Source organism: Pseudomonas sp. OV546 (assembly GCF_900116845.1).
In the GTDB taxonomy this organism is placed as follows: domain Bacteria; phylum Pseudomonadota; class Gammaproteobacteria; order Pseudomonadales; family Pseudomonadaceae; genus Aquipseudomonas; species Aquipseudomonas petroselini.
The window spans coordinates 246,396-266,092 of the sequence record NZ_FPCE01000006.1; the positions used below are offsets into that span (position 1 = coordinate 246,396).

20 protein-coding genes are annotated in these 19,697 nt (G+C 61.9%); 8 read left to right on the forward strand and 12 right to left on the reverse strand.

Annotated features, from left to right (window positions below):
• The first annotated feature begins 68 nt into the window (after window positions 1–68).
• The 3 genes from BM403_RS16195 to yegS all read left to right on the forward strand — a co-directional run bounded on the left by BM403_RS16195 (window position 69) and on the right by yegS (window position 2,276).
• Window positions 69–551, forward strand: coding sequence for a chemotaxis protein CheW (locus BM403_RS16195; RefSeq protein WP_005790025.1), 483 nt, complete (start codon window positions 69–71; stop codon window positions 549–551).
• Complete coding sequence (locus BM403_RS16200) at window positions 552–944, forward strand: DUF2802 domain-containing protein (RefSeq protein WP_015885166.1); 393 nt, start codon at window positions 552–554, stop codon at window positions 942–944. It begins immediately after the preceding gene.
• Between the two features lie 411 nt (window positions 945–1,355).
• Window positions 1,356–2,276, forward strand: a complete 921-nt coding sequence (yegS, locus tag BM403_RS16205; protein WP_015885165.1) for a lipid kinase YegS — start codon at window positions 1,356–1,358, stop codon at window positions 2,274–2,276.
• On the opposite strand, the gene BM403_RS16210 is transcribed toward yegS, so the two are convergent.
• The 3 genes from BM403_RS16210 to BM403_RS16220 form a co-directional block, all read right to left on the reverse strand.
• Entirely contained in the window at window positions 2,235–2,894 is a 660-nt protein-coding gene (locus BM403_RS16210; protein ID WP_015885164.1) for a response regulator transcription factor, read from the reverse strand. The genes yegS and BM403_RS16210 overlap by 42 nt on opposite strands.
• Window positions 2,891–3,784: a sensor histidine kinase gene (locus BM403_RS16215; RefSeq protein WP_043205703.1), complete on the reverse strand. Its 894-nt coding sequence runs from the start codon at window positions 3,782–3,784 to the stop codon at window positions 2,891–2,893. Before BM403_RS16215 ends, BM403_RS16210 begins: the two co-directional genes overlap by 4 nt.
• Before the next feature lie 368 nt (window positions 3,785–4,152).
• Entirely contained in the window at window positions 4,153–4,599 is a 447-nt protein-coding gene (locus BM403_RS16220) for a hypothetical protein (protein WP_043206314.1), read from the reverse strand.
• Window positions 4,600–5,142: 543 nt separating this feature from the next.
• On the opposite strand from BM403_RS16220, the gene BM403_RS16225 reads away from it, so the two are divergent.
• Window positions 5,143–6,078, forward strand: coding sequence for a chemotaxis protein CheV (locus BM403_RS16225; protein WP_015885161.1), 936 nt, complete (start codon window positions 5,143–5,145; stop codon window positions 6,076–6,078).
• 51 nt (window positions 6,079–6,129) lie between these two features.
• Window positions 6,130–6,936, forward strand: coding sequence for an MOSC domain-containing protein (locus BM403_RS16230; protein WP_064052739.1), 807 nt, complete (start codon window positions 6,130–6,132; stop codon window positions 6,934–6,936).
• A 66-nt stretch (window positions 6,937–7,002) separates the two neighbouring features.
• Here the strand turns inward: BM403_RS16230 and BM403_RS16235 are convergent, their stop codons facing one another.
• The 8 genes from BM403_RS16235 to BM403_RS16270 form a co-directional block, all read right to left on the reverse strand.
• Window positions 7,003–7,287 carry a pyrimidine/purine nucleoside phosphorylase gene (locus BM403_RS16235; protein WP_015885159.1) on the reverse strand — a complete coding sequence of 95 codons (285 nt, stop codon included), beginning with the start codon at window positions 7,285–7,287 and terminating at the stop codon, window positions 7,003–7,005.
• Between the two features lie 63 nt (window positions 7,288–7,350).
• Window positions 7,351–7,893, reverse strand: a complete 543-nt coding sequence (locus BM403_RS16240; protein WP_015885158.1) for a 3'-5' exonuclease — start codon at window positions 7,891–7,893, stop codon at window positions 7,351–7,353.
• A 72-nt stretch (window positions 7,894–7,965) separates the two neighbouring features.
• Window positions 7,966–9,849, reverse strand: a complete 1,884-nt coding sequence (locus tag BM403_RS16245; RefSeq protein ID WP_015885157.1) for an acetyl-CoA carboxylase biotin carboxylase subunit — start codon at window positions 9,847–9,849, stop codon at window positions 7,966–7,968.
• A gap of 160 nt (window positions 9,850–10,009) precedes the next feature.
• Complete coding sequence (locus BM403_RS16250) at window positions 10,010–10,771, reverse strand: enoyl-CoA hydratase/isomerase family protein (protein ID WP_015885156.1); 762 nt, start codon at window positions 10,769–10,771, stop codon at window positions 10,010–10,012.
• Window positions 10,768–11,925, reverse strand: coding sequence for a citronellyl-CoA dehydrogenase (gene atuD, locus BM403_RS16255; RefSeq protein WP_015885155.1), 1,158 nt, complete (start codon window positions 11,923–11,925; stop codon window positions 10,768–10,770). The genes BM403_RS16250 and atuD overlap by 4 nt, the downstream gene beginning before the upstream one ends.
• Window positions 11,926–11,971: 46 nt before the next feature.
• Window positions 11,972–13,588, reverse strand: coding sequence for a geranyl-CoA carboxylase subunit beta (gene atuC / locus BM403_RS16260; protein WP_093543724.1), 1,617 nt, complete (start codon window positions 13,586–13,588; stop codon window positions 11,972–11,974).
• A 3-nt stretch (window positions 13,589–13,591) separates the two neighbouring features.
• Complete coding sequence (locus tag BM403_RS16265) at window positions 13,592–14,464, reverse strand: SDR family oxidoreductase (RefSeq protein ID WP_015885153.1); 873 nt, start codon at window positions 14,462–14,464, stop codon at window positions 13,592–13,594.
• Window positions 14,465–14,477: 13 nt separating this feature from the next.
• Window positions 14,478–16,256 carry an acyclic terpene utilization AtuA family protein gene (locus BM403_RS16270; protein WP_093543726.1) on the reverse strand — a complete coding sequence of 593 codons (1,779 nt, stop codon included), beginning with the start codon at window positions 16,254–16,256 and terminating at the stop codon, window positions 14,478–14,480.
• A 153-nt stretch (window positions 16,257–16,409) separates the two neighbouring features.
• On the opposite strand from BM403_RS16270, the gene BM403_RS16275 reads away from it, so the two are divergent.
• Both BM403_RS16275 and BM403_RS16280 read left to right on the forward strand, forming a co-directional pair.
• On the forward strand, window positions 16,410–17,033 hold the full coding sequence (locus BM403_RS16275; protein WP_015885151.1) for a TetR/AcrR family transcriptional regulator: 624 nt from the start codon (window positions 16,410–16,412) through the stop codon (window positions 17,031–17,033).
• Between the two features lie 94 nt (window positions 17,034–17,127).
• Window positions 17,128–17,916, forward strand: coding sequence for a substrate-binding periplasmic protein (locus BM403_RS16280; RefSeq protein WP_093543728.1), 789 nt, complete (start codon window positions 17,128–17,130; stop codon window positions 17,914–17,916).
• A 151-nt stretch (window positions 17,917–18,067) separates the two neighbouring features.
• Here the strand turns inward: BM403_RS16280 and BM403_RS16285 are convergent, their stop codons facing one another.
• On the reverse strand, window positions 18,068–18,619 hold the full coding sequence (locus tag BM403_RS16285) for an RNA polymerase factor sigma-70 (RefSeq protein WP_005789991.1): 552 nt from the start codon (window positions 18,617–18,619) through the stop codon (window positions 18,068–18,070).
• Between the two features lie 301 nt (window positions 18,620–18,920).
• Between BM403_RS16285 and BM403_RS16290 the strand changes: the two genes are divergently transcribed.
• Entirely contained in the window at window positions 18,921–19,673 is a 753-nt protein-coding gene (locus tag BM403_RS16290; protein WP_093543730.1) for a thioesterase II family protein, read from the forward strand.
• Window positions 19,674–19,697: the final 24 nt, after the last annotated feature.

Below are 19,697 nucleotides of genomic sequence, written 5' to 3' on the forward strand. Positions count from 1 at the left end.
GGTCCGCATGCGAGTGCGGTCAGCGAAGCACACACGCCGTATACATCGGCATTTGAGGGGTCAGGGGTATGAATAAGTCAGCGTCCGCACAAGGTTTAGATGATCCGATCCTGCAATGGGTTACCTTCAAACTGGACAACGAAACCTACGGCATTAACGTGATGCGCGTGCAGGAAGTGCTGCGCTACACCGAGATCGCTCCGGTACCGGGTGCGCCAAGCTACGTGCTGGGCATCATCAACCTGCGCGGCAACGTGGTCACGGTCATCGACACGCGTCAGCGTTTCGGCCTGGATACCGTTGAAGTCAGCGACAACACGCGCATCGTGATCATTGAAGCCGACAAGCAAGTGGTCGGTATCATGGTCGACAGCGTGGCCGAAGTGGTTTACCTGCGCCAATCGGAAGTGGAAACCGCGCCGAACGTCGGTAACGAAGAATCCGCCAAATTCATCCAGGGCGTGTGCAACAAGAACAACGAACTGCTGATTCTGGTTGAGCTGGACAAGATGATGAGCGAAGAAGAATGGTCGGAACTGGAGAGCATCTGATTGTTCTTTGAGGCCGTGGTAATTGTCCTGGCCCTGTTGTGGGCCGGGACGTTGGCATTCTTGCTGCGTTATGTGCGCCAGCAGCGTGAGTTGGGCCTGCAACAGGCCGAGCGTGATGCGGTGCGTGACCGGCGCATTCTGGAGTTGGTCAAGCGGGTTGATCATTACCAGCAGAGTGCGGTGAAGGTGGGGGATGAGGTGCATGAACTGCGCGCCATACTTGCGCCGTTGCCCGATAAACTTGCGCAGATTGAGCAGCGGGATCCTTCCAGTCTTTCGTTTGCACAGGCGGCGAAGTTGGTGGGGATGGGGGCTACGGTGGATGAGCTTACTCAATCGTGTGGGTTGACCCAGGCTGAGGCGCAGTTGATGAGTAAGCTTCATAAGAGCTGACTGGGTACCTATCCATTGCTGCGGTAAAGGCTAACCCGGCAGCCTTCCGGGTTACCCACGCTCCAAAGCCTGCGTTCGGCCAGCGCGTTTGAAGGGGCGCCCTAGATCAAAAGCAAGAGCACGGCGGCCTGGAGCCGGCCGGGTTCTGACTGTCGATCTCGGTTAAATGTGGGAGGGAGCTTGCTCCCGATAGCCGTCGGGCAATTGCAGATGTATTGGCTGACACACTGCAATCGGGGGCAAGCCCCCTCCCACCGTTTGATCTCCATACGTCAGGTAGCCCCCGAGCCTAGGCGAGGTGCCGGGGGACAGGCCCACCATTACCAAAAAAATGGATAGGCACTCAGTAAACCAAACCCCCTCCCCAAAGGTCCCATCCTCCAAGCACCTTTGAATCAGGAGATTCCCCCAATGACCACCCCCAAAGCACTGTTGATCCTCCACGGCAAGCAAGCCCTCAACGAGGACGTGCGCGCCGCCGTGCAGGCCCGGCGCGAGCAGGGCGGGGAATTGGCGGTGCGGGTCACCTGGGAAGGCGGCGACGCCCAGCGCCTGGTCAACGAAGCCTTGGCTGACGGCTACACCCACATCATCGCCGGTGGCGGCGACGGTACCCTGCGCGATGTGGCCGAAGCCATGGCCCAGGCCAAGACCGACGCCAGCCTGGTGCTGATGCCGCTGGGCACCGCCAACGATTTCGCCAAGGCCGCCGGCGTGCCGTTGGAGCCCGCCCAGGCGCTGGCGCTGCTGGACGTGCCGCCCAAAGCCATCGACCTCGGCCAGGTCGGTGGGCAAATCTTCCTCAACATGGCGACCGGCGGTTTCGGCAGCCAGGTCACCGCCAACACTTCCGAAGACCTGAAAAAAGTCCTCGGCGGTGCGGCCTACCTGTTCACCGGCTTGACGCGTTTCAGCGAGTTGAAGGCTGCCTATGCCGAGCTGGATGGTCCCGATTTCCACTGGAAAGGCGAACTGCTCGCCTTGGGGATCGGCAACGGTCGCCAGGCAGGCGGTGGGCATGAGCTATGCCCAGGCGCGATGGCCGACGACGGCCTGCTGGATGTCAGCATCCTGCCGGCGCCCCAGGAAGTGGTCGGTACGTTGCGTGAGCTCATGAACAATGGCTGGGGCCTGGACACCATGTTCGTGCGGGCGCGGCTGCCGTGGGTGAATATCAAGGTTGCACAGGGCCTGTACATCAACCTGGATGGCGAGCCGCTGGAGGGTGATGACCTGCACTTCGAGGCTTTGCCCAAGGCCTTGCGGGTGCACTTGCCGGTGGGTTCGCCGTTAGTCGTCCAGGCTGATGATCTGCTCGCGCACCGCGAATAGCACCAGGCCGGCCACGTCGAATATTTGCAGGCGCTTCATGATCTGCGAGCGGTGCGCCTCGACGGTCTTGATGCTCAGGCCCAGGCCGTGAGCGATCTCCCGGGTGGACTTGCCGCGCACGATCAAGCGCAGGATCTCCAACTGCCGCGCCGTGAGGTTGTGGCTGTGGCCGGCGGGGGTGATCGGCCCCTGGCTGCGCACCAGCGCCTGGTTGATCACCGTGTGGGCAATCGCCGGGCTCAGGTAGCGTTCGTTGTTGCGCAACGCCAGCAGCGCGTGTTCCAGCTCGTTGGCTGTTGTGTCTTTGAGCAGGTAACCATGGGCCCCGGACTCCAGCGCGCACATGATCAGCTCCGGGTCGGTGTGCATCGACAGGATCAGCACCTTGCTCTTGGGGTAGGCACGCTTGAGTTGCTGTAAGGCATCCAGGCCGCCGGTGTGCTTCATCGACAGGTCCAGCAGCACTATATCCGGCAGCAGGGCACTGAACTGCTCCAGTAACTGCGCGCCATCGTTGGCTTCGCCGATCACCGTGTAGCCGGGAATGTCTTGGACCAGCGCGCGGACGCCGGCCCGGATCAGTGCATGGTCATCTACCAGGAGTAATTTGCAGGTCACTCGAGAACCTTAGGGGAACTGGCCCGTTCGAGGGCGCGGGGCGCCCAGGGGAAAAGCGCTTCGATCCGTGTTCCTTTGCCTGGCTGGCTGCTGACGGATAATGAACCGCCAAGCTGATCAATCCGCTCGGACATGCCGGCCATGCCCCGTTGGCCTTCCAGGCCTGGGTTGATGGCCGGCGAAAAGCCCTGGCCGTCATCACTGATAAATAGCGAGAGGCCCTCGGGCAGGCGTTGCAGGCGAACCAGCAGATTGCGCGCCTGGGCGTGGCGCAGCATGTTGGTCACCGCTTCCTGGGTGATCCGAAAGGCGGCCACGGCCGTTTCTTCCGGGATGCCGGTCAGCCGTTGCTGGCATTCCAGGCTCCAGTGGATCGGGGTGTTTTCCAGGGTCTTGAGCAGGTGCGCACGCAGGCTGGCTTCCAGCCCCAGGCTGGCTAACTGGCGAGGATTGAGGATGGCGGAGACGTCGCGCACCTTGGCCAGGGTTTCATTCAGGGTGTTGCACAGCACCGTGCACTGGCTTTGCAGGTCGTCGGGCAGGCGGCGCTTGAGCCATTCGCTTTGCAGCTTGGCGGCGGTGAGCAGTTGGCCGATATCGTCGTGCAATTCGCGGCTGAGTCGGTGGCGTTCGTTCTCCTGCACTTGCAGCAGGCGGTCGGCCAGTTCCTGGGGCTGGAACTTGATCGACTTGCGTGACCGCCACTGTTGCAGGCCAACCACCACCAGGGTGGCCAGGTTGAGCACAATCACCAGCAATGGAAGCGGCGCGGAGCGGGTATAGGCCCACAGGCTCAACAGCAGCGAGCCAAGGCACAGGGCGAGGATCAAACGGCGTGCATTACTGCGGGACGCGGACCATGCGAAGAGTGTCTTGAGACTGGCGTACATAGCGGATGGAGCCAATGAGGGTTCGCTGCGGGAAGTCCGGTCACGGCGGCTGACAGGGCTCTGTTTAGAATGCGTTATCGAATCGTATTTATGCATGATGAAGTTGAGTCACTTCGAGTGGGGCATAGTACCACCACTATTACCGTTGGTCGCCTGGTGCCGTGCCTGGCGGGGTTTTTAACCGCACAAATGCTCCGGGCGGTATTCCCAGAGTTTATGGCGTGGGGGAGTTATATTATTTGCGTTTGATTGTATCGTTATGACCGTTAGTGGCTAATTGATATCTTTGCCTGCGCGATTCAACCCTATGTATTAATAGGTATGTCGTTTTCAGATAACTTCAGGCTTAAATACGACCTGATATTCGATCAAGACGCGTGATGTATCCGTTGTTGCGGTTTAGAACCGAAATCTTTTTGCGGAATATGCAGCGTTACAGTGGCAATCAACGTCGTTTGCTCTGCTTCATCCAATCCCAGTTTGCCGGTCTTTGCATCAATCAACTCCAACTGCCAGGCCAGCAATGTCAGGCATTGTTCCAGCGCGTCCAGGGCTTGATCATGCAGATGCAAAGGGTTTTCGGCATTGGCGATCAGGTACTGGATATGCCGCGAGAATTCGCTGATCGCCCGAAGGGCCAGGCAGTCGGCCTTTTCGGCGAGCTTGATCAGGCTGACCTTCATGCAGTCGATGGCGTCGCTGTCGTTGCGGATCATGTGCAGGTGGCTCAGGCACTCTTCCGATTTGGCCAGCAGCTTTTCAGCCTCGTGCAGGAATTCGGGCAATGCAAGTTGCCACTCGTTACCGTCGTTCATCATGCAAGTCTCCACAACAGAAGGTCGGGTGATGAGATGTCGCTCCGGGTGAATGGCTTCAAACTAGCGCTGAAATATGACTGAAATCTGTAGGTCGCTTCTGAGATTTCAGTAGGACGTTTATTAGAATGACGGCGACGGCTGTGCGCGGCGAGCATGAGCGGAGTCCATTGCACGCCTTCAATTGCCGACATCTGAATGTCCGAAAGACCCGTGGGCCGAGGGCTTGGGATGGCAAACAAAAGCCTGACTCCATTCATGCATTGAGAATGGCGTCACATTAATGGCTATTAGATATTGCGAATATCAGGTTGGGCCTGATTGTGCATAGGGGAATCCCTTACGCGGCGGAACCTTGCGTCGAAATGAATGTCGCGCAACGTCGCTACACCCCTGTCTGGAGAGGCCAGTGCAGTAAACCATGATGTCAGTGTGACATCAATGAATTTACGTGGCATTTTACCGGGGTCAAGGTCTGGCGTTCGCCGCCGATAACCCACTGTATGTGAACTGCACAATCCCTTAGCGCATCAGGAGCTTTTAATGGCCGGCATTCTCGACACGGTAGATCAACGCACGCAACTGGTGGGTGAGAATCGCCTGGAGATCCTCATGTTCCGCCTGGCCGGGCGTCAGTTGTTCGCGATCAACGTGTTCAAGGTGCAGGAAGTCCTGCAGCTGCCCAAGCTGACGTTGATGCCGCAACGCCATCCGTTCGTGTGCGGCGTGGTCAACCTGCGTGGGCAGACCCTGCCGGTGATCGACCTGTCCCAGGCCATCGGCATGCGCCCGTTGGTGCCGGGTCCCAACAGCACCATTATCGTCACCGAGTATAACCGCTCGGTGCAGGCGTTCCTGGTGGGCGGCGTGGACCGCATCGTCAACATGAACTGGGAAGCCATCCTGCCGCCGCCGACCAGTGCCGGACGCCAGCATTACCTCACCGCCATCAGCAAGGTCGACGACCAGTTGGTGGAAATCATCGACGTGGAAAAAGTCCTGGCCGAAATCGTGCCCTACAACGCCAAGGTCTCGCGTGAAAAACTCGAGGACCCGGTCCTAGAACGCGCCCGTGGCCGTGAAGTGCTGCTGGTGGATGACTCCAACGTGGCCCTCTCGCAACTGCGCGACACGCTTGGCCAGCTGGGCGTGAAGATGCATATCGCCAGCGACGGTCTCAAAGCGTTGAATATGCTCAAGGCTTGGGCCGACGCCGGCCATGTGATGACCGACAAACTGTTGATGATCTTCACCGACGCCGAAATGCCCGAGATGGACGGTTACCGCCTCACCACCGAGATCCGCAACGACCCACGCCTGCGCAAACTTTACGTGGTGCTGCACACCTCGCTGTCGGGCAGTTTCAACGACTCGATGGTGAAGAAGGTCGGCTGCGACAACTTCCTGTCCAAATTCCAGCCCGACAAGCTGGTGGATGTAGTGCGTCAACGTCTGATGCTCGACGAAGTGCCCGCCTGATTGTAGTGAGCGGTTATAGTGTCGGCTTTACTCCTTCAGGAATGCAGGCCCATGCTTCGTCTCAGCGCGTTGTACCGTTACCCCTTGAAGTCCGGCAAGGCCGAAATACTGCAACAGGTCGGCCTGGATAAACTCGGGGTGGACGGCGATCGACGCTGGATGCTGGTGGACGAAGCCAGCGGGCGTTTTCTCACGCAACGCGCCGTGGCCAAGATGAGCCAGCTGTCGGCGCTGTGGAACAGCAGCGGCGGGCTCACCCTGAGTTCGCCTGGCTACACGCCGCTGGACGTGACCCTGCCCGACAACGAGGCCGAACTGCGTGGCGTGACCATCTGGCGTGACACCTTGCGCGTGCCGGATGCGGGCGACGCGGCTGCCGCGTGGGTCAGCGACTTCATCGGCAAGCCGACACGGCTGGTGCAAATCCCTCTCGAACGTGCCCGCACCACCCAGGCCGGTTATGGCAAGGACGATGACCAGGTCGCCTTCGCCGACGGTTATCCGTTGTTGGTGATCGGCCAGGCCTCGCTGGACGACCTCTCGCAACGCATCGGCCGCCCCATGGAAATGCTGCGTTTTCGTCCCAACCTCGTGATCGAAGGCAGCGAAGCCTTCGCTGAAGACGGCTGGAAACGCCTGCGCATCGGCGATGTGGAGTTCCGTGCGGTCAAGCCGTGCTCGCGCTGCATCCTTACCACCATCGACCCGCAGACCGGCGAACGCAGCGCCGATCGCGAACCCTTCGCCACGCTGGAAACCTATCGTAAGACCGAGGATGGCGCGATTTTCGGCCAGAACCTGGTCAACGACGGCGTGGGTCGCCTGGAAGTCGGGATGCCGGTGACGATTCTCGAGTAATGTGCCGTGGCCATAAAAAATGCCCGTCTCCTGCGAGACGGGCATTTTTTTGCCTGCTGGTCACCCTCAGCCGCGGTATTCGCACAGGTAGGCGGTGTCCACGGCGACCTTCAGCTGGAACTTGCTGTTGGCCGGCACGTTGAACTGGCTGCCGGCGGCGAAGGTTTCCCACGTGCTGGCGTCAGGCAGCTTAACGGTCAGGGCGCCGGACACCACGTGCATGATTTCACGCTGGGCGGTGCCGAATTCGTATTCGCCGGGGGCCATTACGCCGATGGTCGCCGGACCTTCTGCGGTGCCGAAAGCGATCGACTTGACGGTGCCGTCGAAGTACTCGTTGACTTTAAACATGGGCGATTCCTCGGAAAAGGGTCTGGAAAGGTCGGCCAGTATGCCCAAGGGCAGGGGAACTGCCTAGACCGGCAAAATCAGCGGCAACAGGCGCGCGGTGTTGCGGGCGTCCTCCAGCGCGCGATGTTGCTGGCCATGGAACTGCATCCCCGCCAGTTGCAGGGCGCCATTGAGGCCCAGGGGCTTGTCCAGGCGCCGGGCCTTGGCGAAACGCTGCTTGAGGTTCACATGGGGCGTGTGGGCGAGTGCGCTGGCCAGGCCATGGCGTTGCCACTCCAGTTCAAGCTGCGCGCGGTCGTAGTCACCCCAACTGGCCCAGCCCTCCAGGCGTGCGTGGTGCTGGCCCAGCCAACGCTCGAACAGCGGCCACACCTCGGTGATCGGCGCCGCGCCGTCCATGTTCGCCTGGGTGATGTGGGTCAGCTGGCGGCAGAAGGGCGTCAGCAATGGCCGCCGCAGCGGCCGCACAAAGCGCTGGAAGTGGTCCAGTTCGCGGCCCTGGCGGTTGACCAGGCTCGCGCCGATCTCGATGACTTCCATCTCCGTCACGGGCCAGCCGCCTTCATCCGTTGTGGCTTCAAGGTCAATAATCAGCCAATGAGGCATCGCGCAGGTTCCCGTACTCTTCCCTTTCTGTTGGGGGTAGAGCGTAGCCCGGCCCTGTAGTTCCGCCTAGGGCTAGACGATCTCGAGTAACACCTGACGATTGCGCACTTGATCACCCGCAATGACCTGCACACCCTTGATCACGCCGTCGATACCGGCCGTCAGTGGGTGCTCCATTTTCATCGCTTCGAGTACCAACAGCAGTTGGCCTTTGGTGACGCTGTCACCGGCGCTGACCCGCACATCGACAATTGCACCGTCCATCGGCGCCTTGACCGTCCCGCTGCTGGCGTCGGCCTGGCGGCTGGCGACCTGCTGGGTGCGGTCGATCACCGTCAGGCCGGGTAGCCACAGTCGGTTGCCGTCGAGGTGATAGGCCATGCGACGGCGAATGCCGTTGAACACCCCTATGGCGTAGCCACCTTCGGTAGTGAGTGGCAGGGGCTCAGCGCTGACGTCGTGGATGTCGCCGTTGACCTCCAGGCGGTAGGTGCAGAGTGTGCTGGCGGTGTTGCGCCAGCCTGCCAGTGCTGGGGGATGCGGGTGCGCGCTGTGTGCGTAAAACAACGCGGCGGCCAGGCTAAGGTGTTCTTTTGATAGGGGCTGGGGCGGGATCTCGCTGAAGTGTTGCGCGATAAACCCGGTGCTGAAATCACCCGCGATAAACTCCGGGTGCTTGAGCAGATCGGCCAATAACCGTTGATTGGTCGCCACCCCCAACAGCAACGTGTCTTCCACCGCCCGCAACAACTTGCGCCGCGCCTCTTCGCGGGTGGCGCCATGGGCGATGATCTTGCCCAGCATCGGGTCATAGAACGGGCTGATGCGTTGGCCTTCTACGACACCGTGGTCAATGCGTACGCCCGCCGCCGGTTCCCAGCGCAGCACATCGCCGGTTTGCGGCAGGAAGCCCTGGGCCGGGTCTTCGGCGTACAGGCGCACTTCCATGGCGTGGCCGCTCAGGGTGACCTCCGCTTGTGTCAGCGGCAGCGGTTGGCCGGCGGCGATCTGCAGTTGCCAGTCCACCAGGTCGAGGCCGGTGATCAGCTCGGTCACCGGGTGCTCCACTTGCAGGCGGGTGTTCATTTCCAGGAAGTAGAACTGGCCGTGGCGGTCGAGCAGGAACTCCACGGTGCCGGCGCCGACGTAGTTCACCGCGCGCCCGGCCTTCAGGGCGGCTTCGCCCATGGCCAGGCGCAGCTCGGGTGTCATGATGGGGCAGGGGGCTTCTTCGATGACTTTCTGATGGCGGCGCTGGATGGAACAGTCGCGTTCGCCGAGGTAGATCAAGTGGCCGTGGCTGTCGCCGAACAGCTGGATTTCGACGTGACGGGGGTCGATCAGGGCGTGTTCGAGGATCAGTTCGTCGCTGCCGAAGGCGTTCTTGGCTTCCGAACGGGCGGTCTGCAGGTTGTTCAACAGGTCTTTTGCGTGGTGCACCAGGCGCATGCCGCGACCGCCACCGCCGGCGCTGGCTTTGATCATCAGTGGGTAGCCGATGCGCTCGGCTTCTTGTTGCAGGGTGACGTCGTCCTGGGCGCTGCCTTGGTAGCCGGCGATGCAGGGCACGCCGGCGTCGAGCATGGCGAGTTTGGACAGGCGTTTGCTGCCCATCAGTTCGATGGCGGCGACGCTGGGACCGATGAAGGTGAGGTTGGCGTGTTGGCAGGCGCGGGCGAAGTCGGGGTTTTCAGAGAGGAAGCCGTAGCCGGGGTGGATGGCGTCGGCGCCGGTGAGTGTGGCGGCGTTGAGGATGGCTTCGATGTTGAGGTAGGACTGTTGGACGGGGGCGGGGCCGATGTAGACGGCTTCGTCGGCCATCTGGACGTGCAGGGCCTTGGCGTCGGCTTCGCTGTAGACGGCGACGGTGCGGTAGCCCAGGGCTTGGGCGGTGTGTTGGATGCGGCAGGCGATTTCGCCGCGGTTAGCGATCAGGATTTTCGTTAGCTGCGGCATTGTTGCGGTCCTCGAGTACACATCCATTTCTGCGGTAACGGCCGCGGATTCAAGCCTGCGTTCGGCCAGCGTGTTTGACGGGGCACTCCCAGATAGAGCCGACCGGTGTGGTTGTGGCGTACTCAGTACAAATGTGGGAGGGGGCTTGCCCCCGATGGCGTCATTTGCACCACCGAGGCTTTCTTTTCTGCACAAACGCCTGCGTCCCCTCAATCCCTTCCTCACTCCTCACCGCTTCGGCAAACCACTGCGCCCCACGGTCCAGCACAGCCTCAAGCGGTTCATCCACACTGGCCAGCAACAGGGATTTGGTCCGTCCATTCGCGCCCGGTGCGCAGCGCAGCACCTGTCCCAACACGTCATCCAGCCGTTCCGCCAATGCCTGCGGGTCGCGTTCGGTAAAGTGCACGACGCCCAGTCGCTCGGCTTCCAGGCCGTCAAAGCGCGCCGCGGTCAGCGCTAGGCGGCGGGCTTGGGTCAGGCCGATACGCTTGACCACAAACGGCGCGATTTGCGCCGGCAGTAAGCCCAGGCTGGTTTCCGGCAGGCCGAATTGCGCCTGGTGATCGGCGATGGCGATATCACTCACGCACGCCAGCCCAAAGCCGCCGCCCAGCACCGCGCCTTGCAGCACCACGATCACGACTTGCGGTACCGCTTCGACTTCCTGCAGCAAGGTGCCGAACGCGCGGTTCAGCGCCTGGAGTTGATTGCCCGCAGTGACCAGGTCCTTCACATCGGCGCCGGCGCAGAAGTGCCCGCCGGCCCCGCTGATCACCAGTGCGCGGACCTGGCTGTCCAATTGCGCCAGCACCGTGCGCAGTTCGTTGACCATCTCCAGGCTCATCGCATTGCGGTTTTCCGGGCGGTTGAGGGTGATGTGCAGCACGCCGTTATGGGGTTCGAGCAATAAGGTGTTCATGGCTTTTTCCCAGGCAAGGTGCCCATCAGTTTGCAGAGGATGCCCAGCATGATTTCGTCGGCGCCGCCGCCGATCGAGACCAGGCGCACATCGCGATAGGCGCGGGCGACGGGGTTGTCCCACATGAAGCCCATGCCGCCCCAGTATTGCAGGCAGCTGTCGCTGACTTCTCGGCCCAGGCGCCCGGCCTTGAGCTTGGCCATGGAGGCCAGGCGAGTCACGTCCTGGCCTTTGATGTATTGCTCGGTGGCCTGGTAGACCAGCGCGCGCAGGCATTCGATTTCGGTGGAGAGTTCGGCCAGGCGAAAGTGGATGACCTGGTTGTCGATCAGCGCCTTGCCGAAGGTCTGGCGCTCCTTGCAGTATTCGATGGTGGTGTCGATGCAATGCTCCAGGCCCTTGATCATGTTGGCCGCGCCGAACAGGCGTTCTTCCTGGAACTGCAGCATCTGCATCATGAACCCCGCGCCTTCGTGGCCGATGCGGTTGCGCTGCGGCACGCGCACGCCGTCGAAGAACACCTGGGCGGTCTCGGAGCTGTGCATGCCGAGTTTTTCCAGGGGCGGGCTGACGCTGATGCCGGGGGTGTTCATCGGCACCATGATCAGCGATTTGTTGATGTGCGGCTTGTCGTCGGAGGTGTTGGCCAGCAGGCAGATGAAGTCGGCGCTGGGTGAGTTGGTGATCCACATTTTGCTGCCGTTGATCACATAGTCGTCGCCGTCCTTGCGCGCATGGGTTTTCAGCCCGGCCACGTCGGAACCGGCACCGGTTTCCGAGACACCGATGCAGCCGACCTGCTCGCCGCTGATGGCCGGACGCAGGAATTCATCCCGCAACTCATCGGAGCCGAAGCGGGCGAGGGCGGGGGTGCACATGTCGGTCTGCACGCCGATGGACATGGGAATGCCGCCGCAGTGAACGGTGCCGAATTCCTCGGCGGCGACGATGGAATAGCTGTAGTCCAGGCCCATGCCGCCGAATTTTTCCGGCTTGGAGATGCCCAGCAGGCCGAGGTCGCCGGCCTTGCGGAAAATATCGTGGATGGGAAAGCGCCCGGCCTTTTCCCATTCGTCGACGTGGGGGTTGATCTCGCGATCAACGAAGGCGCGGACGGTGCGGCGTAGTTCCTGGTGTTCTTGGGTAAAGATCATTTTTTATTGTTCTCCTTATCGTGACGCGCAGCGTCTCGGGCGAAATTTAGAGACGCGCTACACCGAAGGTATTGGCTTGCAACTCACGCACCTCGGCCTCGTGGCAGATATCCAGCACAAAGCCCAGCAACGTCCGCGTATCCCGTGGATCAATCAGCCCGTCGTCCCACAGATTCGCGCTGCCATACAGCGCAGTGGACTGGCTGTCGAGCTTCTGCGCGGTGACCTGTTCCAGCATGTCCAGCACCTTGGGATCCGGCACCAGGCCGTCCTTCAACTGCTTGGCTTCGGTGACGATACGCAGCACCTTGCCCGCCTGGGCGCCGCCCATCACCGCCGTGCGGCTATTGGGCCAGGCGAAGATGAAGCGTGGGTCCAGGCCACGGCCGCACATCGCATAATTGCCGGCGCCGTAGGAGCCGCCGACCACAATCGTGAGTTTAGGCACTCGTGCATTGGCCACCGCCTGGATCATCTTCGCGCCGTGCTTGATCACCCCTTGTTGCTCCGACTCGGTGCCCACCATGAAACCGGTGGTGTTGTGCAGGAACAGCAGCGGCGTGCGGCTCTGGTCGCACAGTTGGATAAACTGCGCGGCCTTGCTCGCACCCTTGGGTGTGATGGGGCCGTTGTTGCCGATCACCCCGACGGCACGCCCCTGGATATGCAGGTGGCCGCACACGGTGTGGGCGTCGAACTCGCCCTTGAATTCGAGGAAGTGCGAGCCGTCGGCCAGGCGGGCGAGGATTTCACGCACGTCGTAGGGTTTTTTCGGGTCATCCGGGATCAGGCCCAGCAGCTCTTCGATGGGGTGCAGCGGCTCGGCGTAAGCGCGTCGGGGCGCCTGCGGCAGGCGATCATTCCAGGGCAACAGGCTGACAATCTCACGGGCGATGCGCACGCCGTCGGCGTCATTTTCCGCCAGGTATTCGGCGGTGCCGGCGGTTTGGGCGTGCATTTCGGCGCCACCCAGTTCTTCGTCGGTGGCCACTTCGCCGGTCGCGGCTTTGAGCAGCGGCGGGCCCGCGAGGAACAGCTTGGCGCGGCCGCGCACCACCACCACGTAATCCGACAGCCCCGGCTGATAGGCGCCGCCCGCCGTGGCCGAGCCATGCACCACGGTGATTTGCGGCAAGCCCAGGGCCGACAGGCGCGCCTGGTTGGCGAAGCTGCGCGCACCCTCGACGAAAATTTCGGCGGCGTAGTTGAGGTTGGCACCGCCGCTTTCGGCGAGGGTCACCACCGGCAGTTTGTTCTCCATGGCGATCTGTTGCAGGCGCAGGGATTTTTTCAAGCCGGAAGGGGAAATAGTCCCGCCCTTGATCGCGCTGTTATTGGCCACCACCAGCATGCGCACGCCACTGACGTAGCCGATGCCGGCGATCAACCCACCGCCGGCGGCGCTGCCGTCTTTGTCGTCGTGCAGCTTGTAGCCGGCCAGGCTGGCCAGTTCCAGGAACGGCGCGCCGGGGTCCAGCAGCAGGTTGAGGCGCTCGCGGGGCAGCAGTTGGCCGCGCTTGTCGAACTTGGGCTTGGCTTCCTGGGCCTTGGCGAGCAGGTTGTGTTCCAGTTGGTGCAGCTGGGCGATGGCCGCCAGCATGGCCTCGCGGTTTTGCGCGAACTGGGCGCTGTGGGCGTCGATCAAGGATTCAATCACCGGCATGGTTTATTGCTCCGCCTTGAGCACATCCGGCAGGTAGGCGCGGTGGAAGCCATTGAAGGGCTCACTCGGCGCCTGCGCCTTGTGCAACGGCCAGGCGCGGCTGCCCAGGCTGGCGGCACCGTCGATGCGCAGGGTGCTGCCGCTGATAAAGGCGGCGGCGGGGCTGAGCAGGAACACGATGGCCGCGCTGACTTCCGACTCCGTGCCGATACGCTTGAGCGGCACGTGTTCGCGCAAGGTCGGGATCACCGCCTTGAACGCGCCTTCATAGGTGTCCATGCCGCTGGAGGCGATCCAGCCCGGCGCCACGGCGTTGACCCGCACGCCGGCATACCCCCATTCGAAGGCGGCGGTCTTGGTGAAGTTGTCCATGCCGGCGCGCGCCGCACCCGAGTGGCCCATGCCGGGCATACCGCCCCACATGTCGGCGAGCATGTTGACAATGGCGCCGCCGTGCTTGCTCATGGATTGGTTGAACACTTCCCGCGCCACCAGGAAACCGCCGACGAGGTTGGTGCGCAGTACGGTTTCGAAGCCTTTCTGGTTGATTGAAGCCAGTGGCGAGGGGTACTGGCCGCCGGCGTTATTCACCAAACCATGGAGTTGACCGTGGTCATTCAGGACTTGGCTAACCAGTGCCTTCACTGCTTCTTCATCACGAATGTCGCAGGCGTGCCAATGGGCGATGCCACCGTCTTCAGCGATTTCCGCCGCGACCGCTTGCAGCTTTTCCGGCTTGCGTCCCACCAGAATCACCTGTGCACCCAGCGCCGCCAATTCATGCGCAGTGCAACGGCCGATGCCACTGCCTCCGCCGGTGACCATCACGGTTTGCCCCTGGAACAGGTCGGCTTTGAAGATTGAGTCGAAGGCCACGGCAACGCTCCTGTCAGTTGAGAAAATCGGCGATGTGTTGCGGCACGGCAATGGGGATGTCCAGCAGTTGCTGGGCGAAGGCTTTGCCTTGCGGGTCGATGCGCAGGCTGGCGATGCCGCCACCGCCCAAGGCGTTTTCCAGCAGGAAATTGAGGCTGTGGCTGCCGGGTAAATACCAGCGCTCGACGCGGCCGTGCACGGGGTCCAGCACGTGGCCCATCCAATCGACGATGACTTCCGGGGTCAGCGCCTCGGCGATCCACGGCAGGTAGTCGGGATCGCGCGCGATCACGCCGATGTTGCTGTGGTTACCCTTGTCGCCTGAACGCGCCACGGCCAGTTTCACCAGCGGCACGCTGGCGTCGGCGCGCCCTTGGGGCTTGGGTGGGGCTATCGGCGCGTCGGGCAGGGTGGGCGCATCGGCCATCGGCAATGCGCAGGCGTGGCGTTCGCCCTGGAAGTCGATCAGCACGTCACAGGACGCCTTATCGATCAGGAACGAAAACAGCCTTATCAACGGGTACACCGTCGGTCGCCCGCCGACGATGCCGGTCAGGCCCGGGGCCATGCCGGTGGCGGCCTGGGCAATCTCGCGGGCGAACAGCACCAATGCCTGTTTGCTCGGGTGACGCACCGCCAGTTTCACCACCACTTCGCGGCAGTCCTGGCGCATTGCGTGGGCGCCGTAGGTGGCTTCGCTGCCGAGCAGTTCGATGTTCACTTCGGTGTAAGGCGCCCAGCCGCGTTGGCTGAACAGTTCCGAGGTCTTGTTGATGATCGCCTGGCTGACCCGTTCGGCCTTGGCCACCGCATCGATGCCGGCGATCAGGCAACTGGCGGTGCAACGGAAACCGTCCGGGTACGTGGCGCTGACTTTGTACTGCTCGGTCGGCGGCGAGCCCTTGGCGCCGTGCAGGCGTACGCAGTGTTTGCCTTGCTGCTGCAACTTGACCTGGCTGAAGTCGCAGATCACATCCGGCAGCAGGTACGCGCGGGGGTCGCCGATTTCATACAGCAACTGTTCGGCCGCGCTGAGTTCGCTGATCAACCCGCCGGTGCCGTCGACCTTGTTGACGGTGAACTGGCCGTCGGCGCTGACCTCGACGATGGGAAAACCGATGTGCTCGTAGTCCGGCACGTCGCGCCAATCGGTGAAGTTGCCACCGGTGCACTGCGCGCCACATTCGATGATATGCCCGGCCAATGCAGCCTGGGCGAGGCGGTCGTAGTCCTGCCATGACCAGTTGAATTCATGCACCAGCGCGGCGCTGACCACCGCGCTGTCCACCACCCGGCCGGTGATGACGATATCCGCCCCCAACTGCAGCGCCTGGGTAATGCCCGGTGCGCCCAGGTAGGCGTTGGCGGACACGCACATCGGCGGCAGCGGCGTGCCGTTGAACATGTCGGTGATGCCGTGCAATTGCTTGAGTTGGGGCTGCAGGTCATCGCCCAGCAGCACGGCGATTTTCAGTGCAACGCCTGCCTTGTCGCAGGCTGCTTGCAAGGCCGCGGCGCAGGCTTGGGGGTGGATGCCGCCGGCGTTGCTGATCACGCGAATGCCTTGGCGCTGGATTTCCGCCAGCAAGGGCGTAAGCACGTCGACGAAGTCCGTGGCATAGCCGGCCTGGGGATCTTTCATGCGCGCGCCGGCGAGGATCGACATCGTGACTTCGGCCAGGTAGTCGAAGACCAGGTAATCCAGCGCGCCGCCCTGTACCAATTGGGCGGCGGCGGTGCAGGTGTCGCCCCAGAAGGCGCTGGCGCAGCCGATACGAACCGTCTTGCTCATGAGAAATCCTTCCTCGAATGGCTGGTAGCGAGACTACCAAGCAAGCGCTTGGTTTGTAAACTCCGCGCACAAGTTTTAGCCAAGCGCTTGCTTGGGTGGCTGCCACGGCCTAAATTGCCGCCCAAGACGTCCGTGGAAGTAGAGGAGAGAGGCATGGATGAGCAAAAAGCCCTGCGGGTGATGCGCACCATGGTCGATGGCGGCCAGTTGACCGACCCCGACAGTGCCCGTGGCAAGCTGCTGCAAACCGCGGCCCACCTGTTTCGCAACAAGGGCTTCGAGCGCACCACCGTGCGCGACCTGGCCAGTGCGGTGGGCATTCAGTCCGGGAGCATCTTTCATCACTTCAAGAGCAAGGACGAGATCCTGCGCGCGGTGATGGAAGAAACCATCCACTACAACACGGCGATGATGCGCGCTTCGCTGGAAGAGGCGACCACTGTGCGCGAACGGGTGCTGGCGCTGATCCGTTGCGAATTGCAGTCGATCATGGGCGGCAGCGGCGAGGCCATGGCGGTGCTGGTGTACGAGTGGCGCTCGCTGTCGGCTGAAGGCCAGGCCCAGGTGCTGGCCCTGCGCGATGTGTATGAGGCGCTCTGGCTGCAAGTATTGGGCGAGGCCAAGGACGCCGGCTATATCCGCGGCGATGTGTTTATCGCCCGGCGGTTCCTCACCGGCGCCTTGTCCTGGACCACCACCTGGTTTCGCGCCGAGGGCAGCCTGACGCTTGAGCAGCTGGCCGAAGAAGCCCTGTTGATGGTTCTGAAAGCCGATTGAGACGCAAGCTATTAATTTGCCGATGGAAAGTTGTCTCGCCAGACAAAAACGCCTAGCTTATCGGCATTAGCGTTTTTGAACGGTGTGTGCCTTGATGTTTTCGCCATGGCGGCTGGCTGCAGGACTTACCTTTTGGGCACTGGGCACCGCGTGGTGGATGCCGGCTTCGGCTGCGCAATTAGTGCGCATCGGCGCGGCACATTTCCCTCCCTACACCGTGCGCCCCGAGCAGGGCGCCGACACCGGTTTGCTGCCGCAACTGGTCGAGGCCCTGAACGCCTCGCAAACCGACTACCAATTTGTCTTGGTGCCCACCTCCATTCCGCGACGCTTTCGCGATTTCGAGCAGGGCCGGGTCGATATGGCTATCTTCGAAAACCCTGACTGGGGCTGGCAGAAGATTCCCCACACCACCGTCGACATGGGCCTGGAAGACGCGGAAATCTTTGTCGCCCAGCGTGAGTCCGGTCGCGACCAAGGCTATTTCGCTGACCTCAACGGCAAACGCCTGGCGGTGTTCAGCGGTTATCACTACGCCTTCGCCAACTTCAACCCCGACCCCAAGTACATGGCCGAGCACTTCAATGCCACGTTGACCTACTCCCATGACAGCAACCTGCTGATGGTCGCGCGCGGGCGTGCCGACATCGCCTTGGTGACCCGTTCGTACCTGAGTGACTTTATGGTGCGCAACGCGGAGATGGCCGGGCAGTTCCTGGTGTCGGAACGCATCGACCAGGTGTATCACCACTACGCGCTGCTGCGCCCGAAAGCGCCGATCACGGGGGAGGCGTTTGCCGCGTTGCTCAAGCGCTTGCGTGACGATGGCGAGATGTTGAAGATTTTCGAGCCGTATCGCATTGATGTGATGCCCACGCCCTGACAGGCACAACACCGATCAAAAGTGTGGCGCGAGCTTGTGTGGGAGCTGGCTTGCCTGCGATAGCATCAACTCGGTGCAACTGAAAAACCGAGGTGCCTGCATCGCAGGCAAGCCAGCTCCCACATAAGGCGCACATTTCATCTGCTGGGGATCAGACCCTGCGCGCAAACGTATCGCTATGGCTGCCCGACACCTTGCGGCAGTGCACCAGCGCATCACGGATCATGAAGTTCACCAGGGTCGGCGAGACGCCCAGCTCCTTGGCGATGTCCTTTTGCGGCACGCCGTGCAGGCGGTACATCTCGAACGCGTAGCGGGTGCGCTGGGGCAGTTCGGTCAGCGCGTCGGCGATGTTTTCCAGGGTATTGAAATTAATGTGCGAGGTTTCCGGTGAAGCGCCGTGAATAACCACATTCAAGCCTTCCTCTTCCGTTCCGGAGTATTTGAGCTCCAGGGCCTGCTTGCGGTAGTGATCGATCGCCAGGTTGCGCACGATCTGGAACAGATAGCTCAATTGAGCCTTGAACGATGACGTGATCGTCGGCGCCGATTGCAGCCGGAAGTAGGCATCCTGTACTACGTCTTCGGCCCGCGAGCGGCACCCGGTAATGCGTGCCGCGATCTTCACCAGAATCAGCCGATTATCGACGAATGCCTGGAGAAGCGGTGAGTCGCACCTGCCTGTGGATACTTGTTCCGTCATGGAAATCACCTTGTCGCAAAAGAGGTTAGGGGAGGGCGTCCTTGCTGAGGCCTCCTACACATCGGGCAACAAATTATGCTTAATGATAATGATTGTCAAATGAGAAGGCGAACTAATCTTATGCTTTCTTGTTCGGTGTGAACCACGTCTCGCGCGTACCCGGCGACTAATTATTTGCCGGTGCCGTCCGTTCTTCTGGGTGACAGGTCCGTTAGCAAACGGCCAAGGATCCGCACCCGCAGGAGGACGAAATGGGTTTTTATCGTGCATACAGCGTGTTTCAGTTTGGAGTCGTGACTCGATGAGTACGCCGACTCGACTGCGCCTGTTCTGCCTGCCCTATTCGGGCGCCAGCGCCATGGTCTATGCGCGTTGGCGCCGTGCCCTGCCTGAGTGGTTGCAGGTGTGTCCGCTGGAATTACCCGGCCGCGGCATGCGCATGGACGAGCCGCTGCAGCGCGATATCAAGGCCTTGGCCGCGCAGCTCGCCGACGAAATCAGCCGCGGCTTGAATGGTCCCTACGCGTTGTTCGGCCACAGCCTCGGCGGCCTGCTCGCCTTTGAACTGGCGCACGCCTTGAGCACTCGCGGCGTGCCCGCGCCGCTGGCGCTGTTTGCGTCCGGTACGGCCGGGCCGGCGCGTCGTGACGTCAGCGAATACGCCGTCGAAAAGACCGACGAACAACTCATCGCCCGTCTGCGCGAACTGCAGGGCACCGCCGAAGAAGCCCTGGCCAACCCCGAGTTGATGCAGTTGATGCTGCCGATCCTGCGCGCCGATTTCCTGCTGTGCGGCAGCTTCACCTACGGCGAGCGCGCACCGCTGGAGATGCCGATCCACGTGTTCGGCGGCAAACAGGACAGCGTGCGCGCCGACCAGTTGCTCGACTGGCAACTCGACGCCGCCAGTGGCTTTTCCCTGGACATGTTCGACGGTCACCACTTCTTCCTCATGCAGCACGAAAGTGCCGTGCTGCGCTGCCTGCGGCGCTACGCCGATGAACACCTGGCCCGCTGGCGCACTGGCGCGGCGCGGCAACTGGCCGCTGGCTAGACGCTACCTATTCCCCGAATTTCC

Bases quoted from the DNA above. Each gene is read 5' to 3' on its own strand.
- BM403_RS16195 (WP_005790025.1), top strand. From the start codon at position 69: ATGAATAAGTCAGCGTCCGCACAAGGTTTAGATGATCCGATCCTGCAA.
- yegS (WP_015885165.1), top strand. From the start codon at position 1,356: ATGACCACCCCCAAAGCACTGTTGATCCTCCACGGCAAGCAAGCCCTC.
- BM403_RS16215 (WP_043205703.1), bottom strand. From the start codon at position 3,784: ATGTACGCCAGTCTCAAGACACTCTTCGCATGGTCCGCGTCCCGCAGT.
- BM403_RS16220 (WP_043206314.1), bottom strand. From the start codon at position 4,599: ATGAACGACGGTAACGAGTGGCAACTTGCATTGCCCGAATTCCTGCAC.
- BM403_RS16225 (WP_015885161.1), top strand. From the start codon at position 5,143: ATGGCCGGCATTCTCGACACGGTAGATCAACGCACGCAACTGGTGGGT.
- BM403_RS16230 (WP_064052739.1), top strand. From the start codon at position 6,130: ATGCTTCGTCTCAGCGCGTTGTACCGTTACCCCTTGAAGTCCGGCAAG.
- BM403_RS16235 (WP_015885159.1), bottom strand. From the start codon at position 7,287: ATGTTTAAAGTCAACGAGTACTTCGACGGCACCGTCAAGTCGATCGCT.
- BM403_RS16240 (WP_015885158.1), bottom strand. From the start codon at position 7,893: ATGCCTCATTGGCTGATTATTGACCTTGAAGCCACAACGGATGAAGGC.
- BM403_RS16245 (WP_015885157.1), bottom strand. From the start codon at position 9,849: ATGCCGCAGCTAACGAAAATCCTGATCGCTAACCGCGGCGAAATCGCC.
- BM403_RS16250 (WP_015885156.1), bottom strand. From the start codon at position 10,771: ATGAACACCTTATTGCTCGAACCCCATAACGGCGTGCTGCACATCACC.
- atuD (WP_015885155.1), bottom strand. From the start codon at position 11,925: ATGATCTTTACCCAAGAACACCAGGAACTACGCCGCACCGTCCGCGCC.
- atuC (WP_093543724.1), bottom strand. From the start codon at position 13,588: ATGCCGGTGATTGAATCCTTGATCGACGCCCACAGCGCCCAGTTCGCG.
- BM403_RS16270 (WP_093543726.1), bottom strand. From the start codon at position 16,256: ATGAGCAAGACGGTTCGTATCGGCTGCGCCAGCGCCTTCTGGGGCGAC.
- BM403_RS16275 (WP_015885151.1), top strand. From the start codon at position 16,410: ATGGATGAGCAAAAAGCCCTGCGGGTGATGCGCACCATGGTCGATGGC.
- BM403_RS16280 (WP_093543728.1), top strand. From the start codon at position 17,128: ATGTTTTCGCCATGGCGGCTGGCTGCAGGACTTACCTTTTGGGCACTG.
- BM403_RS16285 (WP_005789991.1), bottom strand. From the start codon at position 18,619: ATGACGGAACAAGTATCCACAGGCAGGTGCGACTCACCGCTTCTCCAG.
- BM403_RS16290 (WP_093543730.1), top strand. From the start codon at position 18,921: ATGAGTACGCCGACTCGACTGCGCCTGTTCTGCCTGCCCTATTCGGGC.